This is a genomic window from Pararhizobium sp. A13, assembly GCF_040126305.1.
Lineage (GTDB): Bacteria > Pseudomonadota > Alphaproteobacteria > Rhizobiales > Rhizobiaceae > Pararhizobium.
Genome location: NZ_CP149511.1, coordinates 256,912 through 273,279, shown reverse-complemented (window position 1 = coordinate 273,279; position 16,368 = coordinate 256,912). Strand labels below are relative to the sequence as shown.

12 protein-coding genes are annotated in these 16,368 nt (G+C 57.5%); 1 reads left to right on the top strand and 11 read right to left on the bottom strand.

Annotated elements, in window-relative coordinates:
• Positions 1 to 19: 19 nt before the first annotated feature.
• The 11 genes from WI754_RS22810 to WI754_RS22760 form a co-directional block, all read right to left on the bottom strand.
• Positions 20 to 946 (bottom strand): sugar ABC transporter substrate-binding protein, encoded by a 927-nt coding sequence (locus tag WI754_RS22810; RefSeq protein WP_341487577.1) that lies wholly within the window; start codon positions 944 to 946, stop codon positions 20 to 22.
• 192 nt (positions 947 to 1,138) lie between these two features.
• Positions 1,139 to 2,272 carry a Gfo/Idh/MocA family oxidoreductase gene (locus WI754_RS22805; RefSeq protein ID WP_341488054.1) on the bottom strand — a complete coding sequence of 378 codons (1,134 nt, stop codon included), beginning with the start codon at positions 2,270 to 2,272 and terminating at the stop codon, positions 1,139 to 1,141.
• 53 nt (positions 2,273 to 2,325) lie between these two features.
• On the bottom strand, positions 2,326 to 3,378 hold the full coding sequence (locus WI754_RS22800; protein ID WP_341487576.1) for a sugar phosphate isomerase/epimerase family protein: 1,053 nt from the start codon (positions 3,376 to 3,378) through the stop codon (positions 2,326 to 2,328).
• Positions 3,379 to 3,398: 20 nt separating this feature from the next.
• A complete protein-coding gene (locus WI754_RS22795; protein ID WP_341487575.1) occupies positions 3,399 to 4,208 on the bottom strand; it encodes an SDR family oxidoreductase in 810 nt (269 codons plus the stop codon).
• A gap of 39 nt (positions 4,209 to 4,247) precedes the next feature.
• A complete protein-coding gene (gene iolD, locus WI754_RS22790) occupies positions 4,248 to 6,089 on the bottom strand; it encodes a 3D-(3,5/4)-trihydroxycyclohexane-1,2-dione acylhydrolase (decyclizing) (RefSeq protein ID WP_341487574.1) in 1,842 nt (613 codons plus the stop codon).
• 50 nt (positions 6,090 to 6,139) lie between these two features.
• Positions 6,140 to 7,372, bottom strand: coding sequence for a Gfo/Idh/MocA family oxidoreductase (locus WI754_RS22785; protein ID WP_341487573.1), 1,233 nt, complete (start codon positions 7,370 to 7,372; stop codon positions 6,140 to 6,142).
• 334 nt (positions 7,373 to 7,706) lie between these two features.
• Positions 7,707 to 8,618 carry a MurR/RpiR family transcriptional regulator gene (locus WI754_RS22780; protein WP_341487572.1) on the bottom strand — a complete coding sequence of 304 codons (912 nt, stop codon included), beginning with the start codon at positions 8,616 to 8,618 and terminating at the stop codon, positions 7,707 to 7,709.
• Between the two features lie 168 nt (positions 8,619 to 8,786).
• On the bottom strand, positions 8,787 to 11,309 hold the full coding sequence (locus WI754_RS22775; protein WP_341487571.1) for a methyl-accepting chemotaxis protein: 2,523 nt from the start codon (positions 11,307 to 11,309) through the stop codon (positions 8,787 to 8,789).
• A 258-nt stretch (positions 11,310 to 11,567) separates the two neighbouring features.
• Positions 11,568 to 12,554 carry a hydroxyacid dehydrogenase gene (locus WI754_RS22770; RefSeq protein ID WP_341487570.1) on the bottom strand — a complete coding sequence of 329 codons (987 nt, stop codon included), beginning with the start codon at positions 12,552 to 12,554 and terminating at the stop codon, positions 11,568 to 11,570.
• 2 nt (positions 12,555 to 12,556) lie between these two features.
• Complete coding sequence (locus WI754_RS22765; protein WP_341487569.1) at positions 12,557 to 13,372, bottom strand: aldolase/citrate lyase family protein; 816 nt, start codon at positions 13,370 to 13,372, stop codon at positions 12,557 to 12,559.
• A gap of 10 nt (positions 13,373 to 13,382) precedes the next feature.
• Positions 13,383 to 14,819, bottom strand: a complete 1,437-nt coding sequence (locus WI754_RS22760) for an NAD-dependent succinate-semialdehyde dehydrogenase (RefSeq protein WP_341487568.1) — start codon at positions 14,817 to 14,819, stop codon at positions 13,383 to 13,385.
• A 418-nt stretch (positions 14,820 to 15,237) separates the two neighbouring features.
• On the opposite strand from WI754_RS22760, the gene WI754_RS22755 reads away from it, so the two are divergent.
• Positions 15,238 to 16,356, top strand: a complete 1,119-nt coding sequence (locus WI754_RS22755; protein ID WP_349438044.1) for a Gfo/Idh/MocA family oxidoreductase — start codon at positions 15,238 to 15,240, stop codon at positions 16,354 to 16,356.
• Positions 16,357 to 16,368 lie beyond the last annotated feature (12 nt).

The following is a 16,368-nucleotide window of genomic DNA, read 5'->3' as shown; positions in this document are numbered from 1 at the left end:
CGCGCCCTTCGGTCAAGTCTTATTTCTTGTACTGAGCAAGATTTTCCTTCGTGACGAGCTCGAAAGGAATGTAGTTTTTCTTCTCGATCGCCTCGCCCTTGACAATCTTCAAGGCCGCGTCGATCGCGCCCTTCCCTTGGCCGGCAGCGTTCTGAAAAACGGTGACATCAAGATCGCCGGCTTCCAGGGCCTGCAGTGCGTCTGCGGTTGCATCAACGCCACCGATTGCGACGCTGTCCATCGACCGGCCAGCAGCCTTCAGAGACTGGATAGCACCGAGCGCCATCTCGTCATTGTTCGCAATGACGGCATCGAACTCGAGGCCGGCCGAGAGCCAGTTGCTCATCAGATCGAGTGCAGGGGTCCGCATCCAGTTTGCCGTCTGCTCTTCGACAACTTCGATTCCCTTGCATTCCGGAGAAGCAAGGACGTCATGCGTGGCCTTCGTGCGGCCACGCTGCCCGGTCGTGCCGAGCTGACCCTGCATGATAACTGCCTTGCCCTTACCGCCAAGCATTTTGCAGATCGTCTGTGTTTCGAGGGTTCCGGCCTGCTCTTCGTTCGATCCGACGAATGCCTGTTTGTCGGGAAGGCTGTCGACGTTTGATGGAGCGTTGTTGACAAAGATAAGCGGCACGCCGGCAGCAGCAGCCGTCTTGGAGATCGCAGCACCGGAGTCAGCGTCTACGAGCATGATGACGATCGCATCGACGCCGGAAGCGATGAAATTGTCGACCTGGCTCTGCTGCTTGGCGATATCGCCCTGACCGTCTTCAGTTACGATTTTCACGCCATCGAGAGACTTCCCGTAGTCTTCCATGCTGGTACGCAGACCGGTCAGCCAATTGTCGTCAAACAACGACATGGCAACACCGATTGTTTCAGCATGGGCAGTGCCTGTCATCAAGGTTGCTGCAATCGCTGCGCTGGCAAAAAACTTCTTCATTTCTCTTCCTCCACGTTGGTGCGGCCGATCCCAATCGCCCGCGGTTAAAGTCAAAGCGTCTTCATTCCGGGAAACGAATGTTTCCGGTTCTGCCGGCTTCTTCCGGCTTTGACCTATCTCTTTGTATTCTCGGGTACCCTCACATCCGCGAGTGATACCAATCCTTGCAGCTAGCTCCCCCAGCCGTCACGATTAAACGAATCGTGGTGTTTGCCATCCGCCGTTATGAGCCTCATGGCTATCCACTACGGCATCGACGAATGCGACGCCCTTCAACCCATCGTAGGAGGTGGGGACACCTTCGGCGAAGCTCGACTGGTCGCCGCCGGAAACCTTTGCGCGAATGATCGCTGCAAAACTCGAATAAAGGTTGGTGAACGCCTCGATATATCCTTCAGGATGACCTGGCGGCGTCCGCGTGCGGACACGCGTCGCCTCCGAAAGATCGTCACGCCCTCGTTTTATAACGGTCGGAGCGCCGAAGAGTGGTGTGAAGTGGAGCTCGTTCGGACTTTCCTGATGCCACACCAAGCTTCCTTTTTCGCCAAAGACACGAAGCCTAAGACCATTCGACTGCCCGATCGCTACTTGTGAGGACCAAAGAAGTCCACGCGCGCCGCCCTGATAGCGGATCATCACATGCGCGTTGTCATCCAGTGCGCGTCCTTCGACAAAAGTGGCGAGATCCGCAGCAATCGCATCGGCCTTCAGACCGGTTACGAACCCGGCGAGATGGTAAGCATGTGTTCCAATGTCGCCAATGGAGCCGCCGCGACCGTTCTTCTTGGGATCCGTGCGCCAAGCAGCCTGCTGATTGCCCTGGAGTTCGATCCCTGTCGCCATCCACTCAAGCGGATACTCCACCTGCACGACCCGAATGGTTCCGAGGTCTCCGCGCTGAACCAGCGCTCGCGCCTCATGAATCATCGGATAGCCGCTATAGGTATAGGTCACGCCGAGGAACCGGTCCGTCGATTGCGCCAGGTCGTGGAGAGCAATGGCGTCCTCGATGGTCGTCGTCATGGGCTTCTCGCAGATGACGTGTATGCCAGCCTCAAGAAACGCCTTGGCGATGGGAAAATGCGTGTGGTTGGGAGTGCAGATCGCCACGACGTCCACCCGGTCGGGGCGGTTTTTCTCGGCCTCCACCATCGCTTTGTAATCCCCGTAGGAGCGATCCCGAGGGATGTAGTTCTTTGCAGCGAACGCATGGCCTCGCTCGGCGTCGACGTCGAATGCCCCCGCAACCAGCTCGTAGTTGTTGTCCAGTCTTGCGGCAAAGCGGTGAATGCCGCCGATGTAGGCGCCCTCGCCTCCACCGATCATGCCTAGTCGAAGCCTGCGCTCTGAAAGAGATAATTCAGTCACTGCACTGCCTTTCAAATACCGAGAATTTCGTGGTTCACGGAGCGATCGGCGCCGGATTTGACGAAGTCGTCAAACGCCCGCTCGGATACGCGGATGATATGATCAGCGATGAAGCGCGCGCCCTCAGCGGCACCATCTTCGGAGTTCTTCAAGGCGCACTCCCATTCGAGCACAGCCCAGCCATCGAAGTCATAGCCCGAGAGTTTCGAGAAGATGGCCCCGAAATCGACCTGGCCATCACCCGGCGAACGGAACCGGCCGGCGCGGCTGATCCAGGGCTGATAGCCGCCATACGCGCCTGTCTTGCCCGTCGGGCGGAACTCGGCATCCTTGACGTGAAACGTCTTGATCCGCTCATGATAGTGATCGATGTAGGTGAGGTAGTCGATCGACTGCAGGACCAGATGGCTCGGATCGTACATGATGTTGCAGCGCGCGTGATTGTCGACGCGCTCCAGGAACCTCTCGAATGTCAGCCCGTCATGCAAGTCTTCTGTCGGATGAATCTCATAGCAGAGATCCACGCCCTCGTGGTCGAAGGCGTCGAGCAACGGCCGCCAGCGTTTTGCCAGTTCGTCGAACCCGTCCGAGATCAGCCCGTCCGGCCATTGCGGATAGGGGTAGAAATAGGGCCAGAGCAGCGTACCGCTGAACGTCACATGGCGGTCTACGCCAAACCGACGCGAGGCTTTGGCGGCGCAAAGCAACTGGTTTACAGCCCACTCCTGTCGGGCCTTGGGGTTTTTGTGAACCTTTGCCGGGGCAAAGGAATCTGCCGGGAGATTGAACGAGGGGTGCAGTGCTACAAGCTGTCCCTGGAGGTGGCTCGCCAGTTCGGTCACCACCAGCCCGTTCTCCGCGAGAACGCCCTTAAATTCATCGACGTAGTCCTGGCTTTCTGCGGCCTTTTCGAGGTCGATAATGCGGGTGTCCCAAGTGGGAATTTGAACTCCCTTGAAACCCTTTTCGGCTGCCCAGCCGGCAAGGCCCTTCAGCGAATTGAACGGCGCCTCGTCCGCGGCGAACTGCGCGAGGAAAACTGCCGGTCCCTTTATGGTTTTCATGTCAGATACCTCCCTATCGCTCAGATTGGTGCCACAGGATGGGGCGAACTGTCATATGCGCCCCAGATCGACTGATCGAAATTGACGATTGACCCGGTCATGAGACCGGATTCCTGCGAGGCGAGGAAAGCGATAGCTCTGGCGACCTCGGCAGGATCGATCAGCCTGCCGAAAGGCTGCGCGGCGGCAGCGGCCTCCAGCCAATTCTCCGGCGAACCGTGATATTCCCGCTGAATACGGTCTTCTCCGTCCGAGGCCATCCAGCCGATGTTGAGGCTGTTGACGCGGATGCGGTTGCGCAACGTCGCATAAGCGGTGTTGCGCGTGAGGGTGTCTAGCGCGCCCTTGGAAGAGCAATAGGCGGCTATGAAGGGTTGTCCGCCCATCGAGGACATCGACGAGACGTTGACGATGGTTCCCTCGACGGAATCGCGCTTGAAAAGCTTGATAGCCTCTTGGATCAGGAAGAAGGGCGCCCGCACATTGACGGCGAAGAGACGGTCGAAGAGCTCCGGCGACGTGTCGAGAATTGTGCCCCGATCGGTCAATCCCGCCGCGTTGACGAGGGCATCGAGACGACCGAAAACACGATCCGCTTCGGCCACGATCTTGCGGCAATCTTCAACATTTCCGAGGTCCGCCGGCACGAAAACCGCCTTCGTCCCGAGCTTTTCCAATGCTTCGACCTGGGAGGCACCCTTCTCAACCGAACGGCCGCAGATGACAACGCCCTCGGCGCCGCGTTCGGCGAAGAGCTTTGCCGTCGCGGCACCGAGGCCTTGCGTGCTTCCTGTAATAAGGGCGATCTTGCCCTCGAATTGCGTACTCATTTTTTTATCCGCGCATATGGAGTTATAGAAAGGGACGTTTTAAACGCCCACACGCTGCTTGTTGCGGCCAGCCAGTTGGTCTGCCGACGCCGCGTTGACTTCGGGACGTTCGCTCACCTGCGGCACACCGACATCCCACCAGGCATCGCCGGGCGTCCACGTGAACGCGTCCGAAACGATCGTCAGCACCGTAGTCCTGTCGGTCGACTGGGCCCATTCCACTGCATCACCCAAATCGGCGAGGCTTTCGACGTGACGGGTCAGCGCGCCCATCGACTCTGCATGCTTTCCGAAGTCGACAGGGAATGGTTCCTTGACGCGGCAGTCTTTCAGTAGGTTGTTGAAAGATGCCCCGCCTTTGGCGTTCTGAAGACGGTTGATGACAGCGTAGCCGCCATTGTCGCACACGATCAGGATCATTTTGTGCCCAGAGAGCACCGTAGAATAGACGTCCGAGTTCATCATCATGTAGGTGCCGTCGCCAATCATGACGATCGGCGTCCGCGAAGAATCGGCCATCGCCGCACCCCAGCCGGCGGCGATCTCGTACCCCATGCAGGAAAAGCCGAATTCGCAGTCGAAGGTGTTCGGTGCCTTCACGCGCCAGTTTTTCATCACCTCGCCCGGCAGGCCGCCCGCGGCAGTGATGAGAAGATCACGATCCCCTGCCTTGGCATTCACAATACCGACGACTTGCGCGTAGGTTGGAACAGGCGCATTCGTCGGCTTCTGGTACCCGTCCAACGCGGCGTTCCATTTGGCGAACTCAGCACGGCCCTTTTCCGTCCACAGCGCATCGGCTTTATAGTCAGCCAAACCGGCTTCCAGCTCATTGACGGATTCAAGGGCGTCGCCAACAACAGCGACAGCACGATGCTTCTTGGCGTCCCAACGGGCCGCATTGACCGAAACAAAAGTCGCGCTCTTCGAGAAAGCGGTCCAGGAACCGGTCGTGAAGTCCATAAGACGCGTACCGACGGCAAGCACAACGTCGGCTTCACCTGCCAGCGCATTGGCCGAGGTCGAGCCGACGATACCGATCGGCCCGATGTGGGCGGGATGGTAGTGGGTGACTGCCCCCTTCCCGGCTATCGTTTCGCAAAGCGGGATACCGTGCTTTTCGGCGAAATCTGCAAGTACCTGTTCGGCGCCGGAATAACGTACGCCACCACCGGAAATGATAAGGGGCCGTTTCGCCGCCTTCAAAACAGCGATCGCTTCTGCCAGGCTTTCACGATCGGGACGCGGACGCGGAACACGGTGCAGGGTCGGCTCGAAGAAGGTTTCGGGGTAGTCCCACGCAAGCTCCTGAACGTCTTGCGGCAATGAGATAAAGGCTGGACCGCAATCGGCCGGATCAAGCATGACGGCGACCGCCTGCGGCAGCGAGGAGATGATTTGCTCGGGATGGACGATCTTGTCCCAGTACCGGGTCACCGGCTTGAAGGCGTCATTGACGCCAATCGTCGGATTGCCGAAATGCTCGACCTGCTGCATGACCGGATCCGGCCGACGATTGACGAACGCATCACCTGCAAGGAGGAGCACCGGAAGCCTGTTGGTGTGGGCGACGCCAGCGGCGGTTACCATGTTCAAAGCGCCCGGACCGATCGAAGATGTGGCAACCATGATCTGGCGACGGCGCGTCGCCTTCGCAAAACCGATGGCGGCAAGCGCCATGGACTGCTCGTTCTGACCACGCCAGGTTGGAAGAGTGTCTTTTACCGCCTCGAGAGCTTCCGAAAGGCAGGTGACGTTACCATGGCCGAAAATGGCGAACACGCCTGGGAACAGCGGCTCACGCCGACCATCGATCTCGGTGAACTGGTTGCAAAGGAAACGAACCAGGGCTTGTGCCATGGTCAGACGAACAGTAGACATATTGAACCTCCCTGATCGGCACTCCCTGTCCGATCATGCATGCGGAACTTTTATTGCATAAAACACAATGTTGCAAGTCTTTTTGCATCACCGTTCATTTCGCATGATACCCAGGCCGCATCGAGCCGATGCGATTGGACGGCTGCCTGGATGAACTTGACGCCCAGCACACCATCCCAAATGGTCGGATATTCCAACAATCCATGCGGCAGATCTACGCCGGTTCGTCTAGCGTTGATCGCCACAGCAAATTCCTCGTAAAGATTGGCCCAAGCGTCGCTCAGCGCCTCGGGATGACCGCGCGGCATGTGAACGAAACGCGCCGCATGCTGCCCAATTCCAGCACCTTCGCCTCGAGTCAGGAGACGAGCCGGTTCTGCGAAGGGGCGGAAGTGCAGATATTCGGGCTCTTCCTGATTCCATTCTATGCTGGCCTTTTCACCGAAAACCCGAATCCGGAATCCACAATGCGTTCCGGCTGCCACTTGCGAAATCATGATCGTCCCAGGTATGCCGCCCTGATAGCGGACATGCATGAATGCCGTATCTTCGAGCGGTTTGTCGGGACCCAGGGTGTGAAACTCCGCCTTTACAGAGGTCATCGGCAGTCCCGCGACGAAGGACCCAAGATGGTGGCAATGGGTGCCGATATCACCCGTCGCGAAAGCTTCCCCTACCTGCTCCGGTTTCACACGCCACTGTGCTCCGGGACCGCCTTCTGCAGGCGGCGTAAGCGCCCATTCTTGAAAATACTCGACATGGATTTGTTTGAGCGCTCCCAAGGAGCCGCTACGGACCATTGCCCGCGCCTGGCGCACCATAGCGTTCGCCGCATAGGCATAGGTAACCCCAAAAACGAGACCTGATGCTTTTTGACGCTTCGCCAATTCCAGCGCGGACTCCAGATTCGTGGTCAACGGCTTGTCGCAAATGACGTCGATGCCCTGCTCCATAAAGGCGCAGGCGATGTCGAAGTGCGTATTGTTGGGGGTTGCGATCGAAACGGCATCTATGCCGTCGGGCCGGCTGCCTTCCTGCACCGCCATCTCGCGATAATCGGTGTAGATGCGGTCGTCATCGAGAAACCAATCCTGACCGGACTGAAGCGCGACAGCCGGACGCGATGACAGTGCTCCGGCAACCACTGCCCAACGATTGGACAAGCGCGCGCCCCGCGCATGCACCTTTCCGATGAAGCTTCCTTCACCACCACCGACGATGCCCAGTCTAAGCCGCCGCATTTGCCGGGGGAAATCCAAAGGCGTCGTTGTTTCAGCACCCATGGTCCGCTCTCCTCCCATTTCGCCGATCGGACGGCAAGAACACGCGGAGAATTATTATTGTAGATTTTTATTATTTGCAATCTTTTTTGCATGCACGCTTTCATAGACCCCTTCAGCTTCAAGTGCCGGGAGCGAGCTTTCCGGGACATGACAAATCTCGAATTCGATCTTGCCCGGTTCATGCTGAAAGAGGAAAATCGTCGAGGTTATCCGACAGGAATGGCGAGCGCACTCGTATTGGCTCGAGCAGCCATTCGTCCGCTCGCAGAACGGCGCTCCGTAAAAGGAGAAGTGTCACGAAACTCTTCGAGGCGCTGCGGTCACGTGGCCTCGCTTATACTTTGCGTCTTTGATTTTCTGTGACGGTAGGAATGTGCGGCGTAGCTTCACTATCTTCCTGCAGCAAGGCCGCCAAGGCGATCGCAATACACTGGGTAATGCACATTGGCGCCGCGAGAGAGCGGGAGAACGAATACTCATCCTCCGGCACTGTAAATAAGACCGCTGCATTTTTCGCGAGCGGAGAAAGCTGACTATCGGTTATTGCAACCATCGGCGTGCCGTTGCTCGCAGCTACATCTGCGACGGCGACAACTTCCTTGGCATAGTGGCGAAACGAAATCGCGACCAGGACGTCGTCTTTCCCCATAACCTGAGCCATTTCGGGTGCCAGGCCTCCCGCGGGATCAAGCAGGATGACCCTACGCCGCAGCATGGACAAAACATACCGGAGGAAACCCGCGATAGGCTCCGATCGCAGTTGCCCCGCTATGAAAATAGTATCGGCGTTCTTTAGGAGCTTGGCCGCGTCCGCGAGCGACTTTTCGGTAACGGCATTCAGCAGTTCCTGCAGCGTAGCTATATCACGCACCACCAAGTCGTGCAGGAACCCCAAGTTGCCTTTGCGCTTGTTCTTTTCGAGATCCGCGTCGAGCGCGCTAATGCGCTCCCTGTAGCCAGGGGCAGCTGTCGATAACCTCGTTTGAAAGACGCCTTGCAACTGCTTGAATCCGGAAAAGCCGAAGTGCTGGGCGAAACGAACGAGGATCGAAGGATGCGCGCCACACTGCTCCGCAATGGTGTTGATCGACTGCATTGCGACAGCATTCGAATTCTGGGTGAGAAAACGGGCGACTTGCTGAAATCGGTCACTTAAGGACGGATAGGCCTCGGTCACCGCATTGACGAAGCTTTCATAGTTTGCAATCGGGGGCAGCGCCTGTTCTGATTTTTTTACTCTTGGCATTCCATAACCTCATTCTGATGCGGCGCCCTGTTCGCACATGCTTTCCGACCAACCGTCAACTCCCATCCGATTAATGCTACAAATATTGCGCTGTGGCGATAGGCGCAATTCGATTTGTTTACGATCGTCAAATAGGCTCGCGCCATTCCATGCTGTAAATCAGGGAAGTCAAGCGGCGGTCGTGGTCGCACTGATTGCAACATCCGCAGTTTTGAAGCTGCCAACCAGCCGCATGAGATCGTCAGTTTCCTCGGCAAGTTGCCGGGTGGCCGCATTTGTTTCCTCGACCATTGCTGCATTTCTCTGCGTCATTTGATCCATTGCATTCACCGAAGCGTTAACCTCTCCGAGTGCGTTCGACTGCTCCCGGCTTGCCTTTGCAATGACTTCGACCTGATGGGATACCGTAACGACCTTTGTCGAAATCTCCGCTAGGACGACACTGGTTTGCTGAACGATAAGCGACCCGGCGGCGACCTCTTCGCTCGATTTATTGATCAGGTCTTTGATCTCCTGGGCAGCTACGGCCGATCGGCCGGCGAGTTCACGCACCTCTTGCGCGACAACGGCAAAGCCTTTTCCCGCATCGCCGGCCCGTGCAGCTTCAATTCCCGCGTTCAGCGCAAGAAGGTTGGTTTGGAACGCGATTTCGTCAATTACATCGATAATCTGGACGATCTGGTGGGACGCTTCCTCGATCTTGGTCATCGCCGCGACAGCCTCCGCGACAACCGCCGAAGATGCATCGGCTGCTGTCTTCGTTTCAGCGATAATGCGATTGGCGTCCTCCGCGCGGGCGACGGAAGACTGAACCGTCCGGGTAATTTCCTCGACGGCGGCGGCTACCTGTTCGAGTGCAACAGCTTGGTGTTCCGTGCGCTTAGCCAAGTCATCCGCGGACGTGCTCATTTCACCGGCATTGTTCTGGATCGCACAGGTATTCGACCGAATTTTCCCCATCGTTTCTTGCAACCGAACCAGCGATACGTTGAAGTCTGTCCGAAGCCTCTCCAGGCGCCCGAACAACGGTGTGTCGATCGTCGTCGAGATATCTCCGTCGGCCAGGCGGTGAAGGCCCAACCCAAGGGTATCGACGGCAAATTGGATCTGGCGCTCGACATCTTGTTTTTCGAAATCGCTGCGGTTTCTGTCTTCCTCAGCTTTCGCACGTTCGAGGGCGCTCGTCTGTTCCACCTCAATTTTTGTTATCGCATTCTGTTTAAAGACGCCCAATGCGCGGGCCATCTCGCCGATCTCATCAATGCGCGCCTCGCCCACGATTTCCGTATCTAGCTTTCCCTCCGCAAGGCGCCGCATCGACGCGGTGATCTGTCCAATTGGGCCTCTAAACGTTAGCACCAAGCCGATGCCCGCGAAGATGGAAATGAGAATGCCAAGCGCGGTGGTACCGATCGAAATCGAGTTCGCGTCACTTCGCTCCTTTCCTGCCGTCTTCTTCTGGAGTTCCGCGAAGTGCGTGAGTTTGTTCCAGATCAAGTCAAGGTCGGTGACGGCTGTATCGAAGTTCGTTTTGCGGGCCTGGCTGACTTTCACAAGTTGGCCCGCCGCCTGGTCCAAGGCATCGATCGCCGGAAGAAGCGTTGCATCGATGATTTCGAGAAGGTCCATGGACGAAGTGGCGGACAGCGCGTCCACGTTCTTTCGCACACTCACAAACTCTTGTTGAAGTCTTTGAAGATTGCTGTCTGAAGGCACGAGAATGAAGCGCGCCATCATAATTTGAACCGAGTAGCCCGAGTTCACCAGTTTCTGGCTATCCTTCAGCGACGCCTCCGCTTTCGCCACCGGCTCCGCGAGCGAAGCAAATTTTTCGGTCGCGTCTCTGGTTTTGTGCTCGGCAGCCTGCACGAGGCGGCTGGATATCTGCGCGAATACATCCACGCCGGATTTCATCGCCGCGACTGTCATCTGGGATTTATCTTTGCCGGAAACACGTTTGCTCAGCGCAGCGATCACTTCCCCGATTTCAAGCGCAAGCCCGCGGTCCCCTTCAGATACGGACATGCCCAGAACACGTTGGTTCCGCGTCAATTCCTTAAGGTTGCCCGCTACAAGATCGAATTTCTCCGCGTCTGCCTGGAGATTGCCGAAACGCGCCGCAAAATCCGCAAAAAACCTTCCGGCCTGTTTTACCCTGTCGGCATCCCGAAGCATATTTCGGGCTTGCGTTTCCTCATCTTCGGCCGACCGCTGGATCTTCTTCATGGCCTCTGCCAAATCAACCTGTACAGACGCTACGACACTGACGTTCTGCTGCAGTTTCCGGAGCAAATTCACTTCGTTTTCGTGAAGTGTCCAAAGCAAGCCCATGCGTTGGACAACCCCATCGATGGATGTGAAAGCTTCTTCGATATCCACGCGCCCTTCCGCCGCAGGGTCAAGCTGCGGTAGGACGGTCTTCAGGATCTCCTGCTGGCTTTGCAACTGTTGAACAACGAGGTTGCGGTTAGCCTCAGTCGTATCGTCAAGGAACAATTGCATTGCAGAGGAGACGTCCCTGAAGCCGCTGAGCGACCGCAACACTGTATTTGAAATCTCGATGCGGCCTTGAAGCATGCCGGAGGTATAGAGTCCGGTCAGGCTCACGGCGACTATGCTCAGCACGAAAGGCACGATGAAGATCAAAACTTTCGTTTGAATCTTAAAGCGTGAAAGTACATTGCCCAACATCAACCCGCTCCTCCCCCGAGCTAAAACGTTCCTCCGTCGGGATGCCAGGCATGCGGGCTTCCCGAAAGGCAAAGCGATGCGGCGAAACCGCTTAGCGCCAAACAGCGTAGCGAGATCCGCTGTTTGGCGCCGATCTCGACACTCGCGTCGGCTTGTCGAAGACGACGAGATCGGAATGGATAATCATCGTCCTACAGCCTTTGAGGACAGCCACATTTCGGCAAGAGTTGTATGTTGAGGAACAAGAGCACCGACATGCTAAGCTCGCAAAGGTGCGGCATGCGCCTCGATTTCCGCACTGTTGACGATCAGTGCAGGGTCTAGCGATCCGTTGAAGAAATCCAGGATGTTCGTCGCGGCCGAGATCGCCATTCGCCGGCCGCAGGCTTCGGTCAGGCCGGCATTGTGTGGCGACAGAACCAGTCTTTCACAAAACAGGAGCGGATTTCCGGGGAGCGGCGGCTCGTCCACGAAGACATCGAGCCCGGCCGCGCCCAAACGGCGCTCCTCAAGCGCCTGTAAAACGGCGCCTTCGTCAACCAATCCTCCGCGCGCCGTATTGACGAGGATCGCCGTCGGCTTCATGAGTGCAAGCTCTGCCGCGCCGATGAGCGGCTCCGCGCCCACTTTCGGGACATGCAGCGATACGACATCCGCGACCTTCAGGCCCTCCATCAGGTCATCGACGGCAACGACGCCTTCAGCCTCTATGGAGGCGCTATCCTGATAGCGATCGTGCGCCAAAACCGTCATTCCTAGGCCTTTGGCAATCTGCGCCAGGCGTTTGCCAATGCGGCCGAATCCAACGATCAGGAGCGTGCCTCCATCCAGTTCGAAGGCATCGAGACTGTTGCGGTAGTTCCAGTCGCCCTCTCTCATTTTCCGATCAAAAAGCACCGTCCGGCGGGCGGCAGAAAGCATCAGCATCGCGGCATGCTCCGCAACAGCGCGCGAGTTGACATCGCCGACGACGGCAAGAGGAATGCCGCGCTTGTTGAGCGCCGCCACATCGACGGAATCATAGCCCACGCCATGCCGCGACACGATCTTCAGTGTGGGCGATGCATCAATAAAGCCGGCGGTCAGAGGCTGTGTCCGGATGAGGAGCGCGTCAGCCGTTGCCATAAAGGGTTCGTAGCTGGCTGCCGAAACATCCTCGACATAGTCGATTTCCACGCCCGACGCATTTTGCAGGATTGCGAGACCGTCCGGATGGATCTTGCCGGCAACAACTACTCTCGGCATCGTCAGTATCCTCCCCTGTCGACTGCATTTTCCGGCGCAGTTCCTTCGATGAGTTCCCGGAACTTCTTCACGCTGGCCTCTGCCGCTCCCGCCAGAAGACGAACATCGTTGGAGACCGTGACCAGATCGAAACCCCAGCCGACCGCTTGCGCCGCATATTCCGCCGTGCCGTTGTGAAGGGCGGCTCTCTTGCCAGCTGCATGCGCTGATCGAAGTATCTTCTGAATGGCGTCAATCATCTCGGGCTCCTTGCGATCGAAGCCCGGCGCATTTTTCCGGCCCTGCAGGCCGAGCGTGAGGTCGGCCGGGCCGATGTAGACGCCGTCCAATCCGGGAGTCGCGAGGATATCCTCCAAATTCTGGAAGGCCTGCGCCGTCTCGATCATTGCAAGGCATATGATCTCGTCGTCTGCCTCGTTGGCATACCCTGTGCCTGTAGAGAACAGGGCTCGGCTCGGTCCGAAACTGCGCACTCCTGTCGGCGGATAGCGAACGTAGGATACGAGCTCCTCTGCCTCCGCGCGGGTGTTGATCATTGGGCAGATCACACCATAGGCGCCGGCATCCAATGCCTTCATGATATCTGCTGGATCGAGCCAGGGAACACGCACCATAGGGGTCACGCCGCTTGCCCGCATCGCTTGCAACATCGGGATGGCACCATCGTAGCCAACGATACCATGCTGCATGTCAATGGTTATGGCATCGTAGCCCTGTGCTGCCATGATTTCCGCACTGAATGAATTGGCAATCGAAAGCCAGCCGTTAAGCACCGGCTTTCCCTCCGCCCAGCGGCTCTTTACACCGTTCTTGATCATTGCAAATTCCTCAAATCAACATCTGGGCGAGCTTGACGTTTGAATAGTCAAGGATGCCTTCGGTACCGCCTTCGCGGCCCATTCCGCTGGCTTTAATGCCGCCGAACGGCGCTTCCGCTGCCGCGAGCGCAAAGCTGTTGACACCCACCATCCCCGCCTCCAGGCGCGCCGCCGCATCGCGCGCCCGTCCCGCATCACGCGTGAAGACATAGGCTGACAGGCCCATCTCCGAGACGTTTGCCCGCTCGAATACTTCGTCGACGGTCGAGAACGATGTGATGGCTGCGATCGGTCCGAAATTCTCTTCCGCAAGGGCCTTTGCATCATCCGGCAATCCGGTGATCACGGTCGGCTCGAAGAAGAACCCAGCATTGATATCTGCCGGCCGTCGGCCGCCGGCCTGAATGTTTCCCCCGCGATCGCGGGCATCCGCGACAACCTCTTCAATGGCATTGAGCCGGCGTTGATTGATCAGCGGGCCCATCTGGGTCGTTTCTTCTGTCCCGTGCCCCAAGCGCAGGGCGCGCGCGCGCGCCGCGAAGCCTTCGGCGAAGCGGTCATGCACCGACTCGTGGACATAGAACCTGTCCGGAGTGACGCAGACCTGGCCGCTGTTTGCGTATTTTGTGGGCACCGCCAGATCCAGTGTCTTTTCGATGTCCGCGTCGTCGAAAACGATCATGGGGGCATTGCCGCCCAGTTCCATGCTGACCCGTTTGACGGTTTCGGCGCTATCGCGGATCATCTGCTGGCCGACCTGGGTCGACCCGGTCAAGGAGACCTTTCTGACGACAGACGATGCCATGATCGGTTTGTATGTATTGGCCGTTGGCCCAATAAGCAGGTTTGCGACGCCCGCCGGAATGCCCGCTTCCCGAAGGCAGTCAAACAGGATCATCGCCACGCCTGGCACCTCTACGGACGGCCGCACGATCACGGAACATCCGGCAGCCAGGGCCGGAGCGACCTTGCGGGCGATCAGCGCTGCGGGGAAATTCCAGGCCGTAAAGGCAGCGACGACGCCGACCGGCTCGTGCGTGATTTCCAGCCGACCACCCGGCACACGGCTTTCCACGATCCGGCCGTAGATACGACGAGCTTCCTCGGCATACCAACGGAATTGGTCAGTCGCCAGTGTCCACTCGCGTCCGGCTTGAGCCAAGGGCTTGCCGGTTTCGAGGGTCATTCGCAGCGCGCCTTCCGCTGCCCGGCGCACCATGACGTCGGCCACCTTGTGGAGAAGGTCCGCACGCGTCCAGGCAGGCGTCTCGCGCCATATCCGTAAACCACGATGGGCGGATGCAATCGCAGCCTGCGTATCGTCTACGCTGGCTACCGGGACAATCCCGAGAATTTCGCCATTGCCGGGATCGGTGATCTCAGTGCTGGCGCCTTGCGGCGCACCGGACCAGATGCCATCAATGAACAGGCCGTAGGATGCGTACATGTCTCCTCCTCGTCAGACGCGTATGACAACGCACTGACATGCAATCTTTGTTTCTGTTCTGAGCATTGAGCAATTTTTATTGCCAGTCAAGTATTAAAGCAACGCGATCCGCTGTGAGGCGCACGTGGGTCGCAGCCTTCCGTGACCAGCGCGTGCCTATGGGTTGGCAGCACTCCAGCCAAAGGCTGGAGTGCTGCCAGGCTTCGCCTTGGGAGCGAGATAAACAGTCTTGAATCCTCTTGCGAAATTATTATTGCAGCTTTTTATCTATTGCAAGTTAAATTGCTCCAAGATATGTATTCGCTGGATGCGATTGCCCCGAGCCGTCTCAGCAAGCCGCGCGGCTTGCCCATTTTGTATCCTCAAAAAACTCGGTGGATGTGATCTCGCAGAACCTCTGAAAATCTGGGACAGTCGGATGCGGGAAATCGGAATTGGTATCATCGGAGCTGGCTCCCTAGGCATTGCGTTCGCAACGGCTTACAAATCGGCGATCAGAACTTCACCACATGCGCCGCTCGTTGCTTTGAAGACGATTGCCGATGAAAACCACCACGCCGCGTCGCGGGCGGCAGCCGAGTTGAATTTTGAGCGCTGGCGAACCGAATGGCAGTGGGTCGTCGAAGATCCCGACATTCAATTGATATCGATTGGTGATCGCGATGATACAAGCAAAATCGCTCTGGCCGCGGTGAAGGCAGGCAAGCATGTCGTTTGCTCACAGGCGCCGGTTTCAACAACTGATGAAGCCAGAACGTTGATGGAAGCGGCGGCGATCGCATCCGTCGTCACCGTGGTTGGTTACGAGAACCTGCACCATCCCCTCATTCAGGCGGCGAATGAGATAATCCGATCCGGGGACTTGGGTCCTGTTAAAAAATTTCGCGGCAGCATTGAAAGCGACCACAGGTCATTGACCTGCGATTCCCTGCAGAACCAGGCGATGCGAAGCATGATAGCGGTGGCACGATATCTGCTCGGCCCCATCATCGCAGCGAATGTTAATCGCGACCCTTTGGAGCGGCCAGATGAGAATGCGACTGGACACGCCGCACTTGCTGAGAATCGTGCAGAACGTGTTTCTTCTCTAACGCTGCGCTTTACGCGCGGTTTTAGTGGCTTTGTGAAAGTCAGCTCTGTGGTGGCAGGGCGGCAAACACGCGCATTTATGCGCATAGACGGAGCGAAGGAATCGCTTGAGCTCAACCTCGGAGCGATCAGCACGTTGAAGCACGTCTACATCAGCGATGATCAAATCATCGGGACAGGCGCGCCAATCGACGCCAATGCGCGACACTATCCTTCAGGCCTCTTTACAGGGCAGTTCCACCAATCGGATGGCCGGCTGGATACCATCGCAATCGCGGCGGTCGAATATTTGAATGCTGTCACCCGAAACGCCTCGTTTTCGGATTTTCGCCTGGCTTGGCAAATCGAGCAAGTGATCGAGGCTGCAGCCATGTCAGCGAGATCGAAAACTTGGCAGGCACTGAACGACGAACTACCGGCGCCCAAACCTGAAGTTTACGGAAGTTAAAGCATAGGAGGC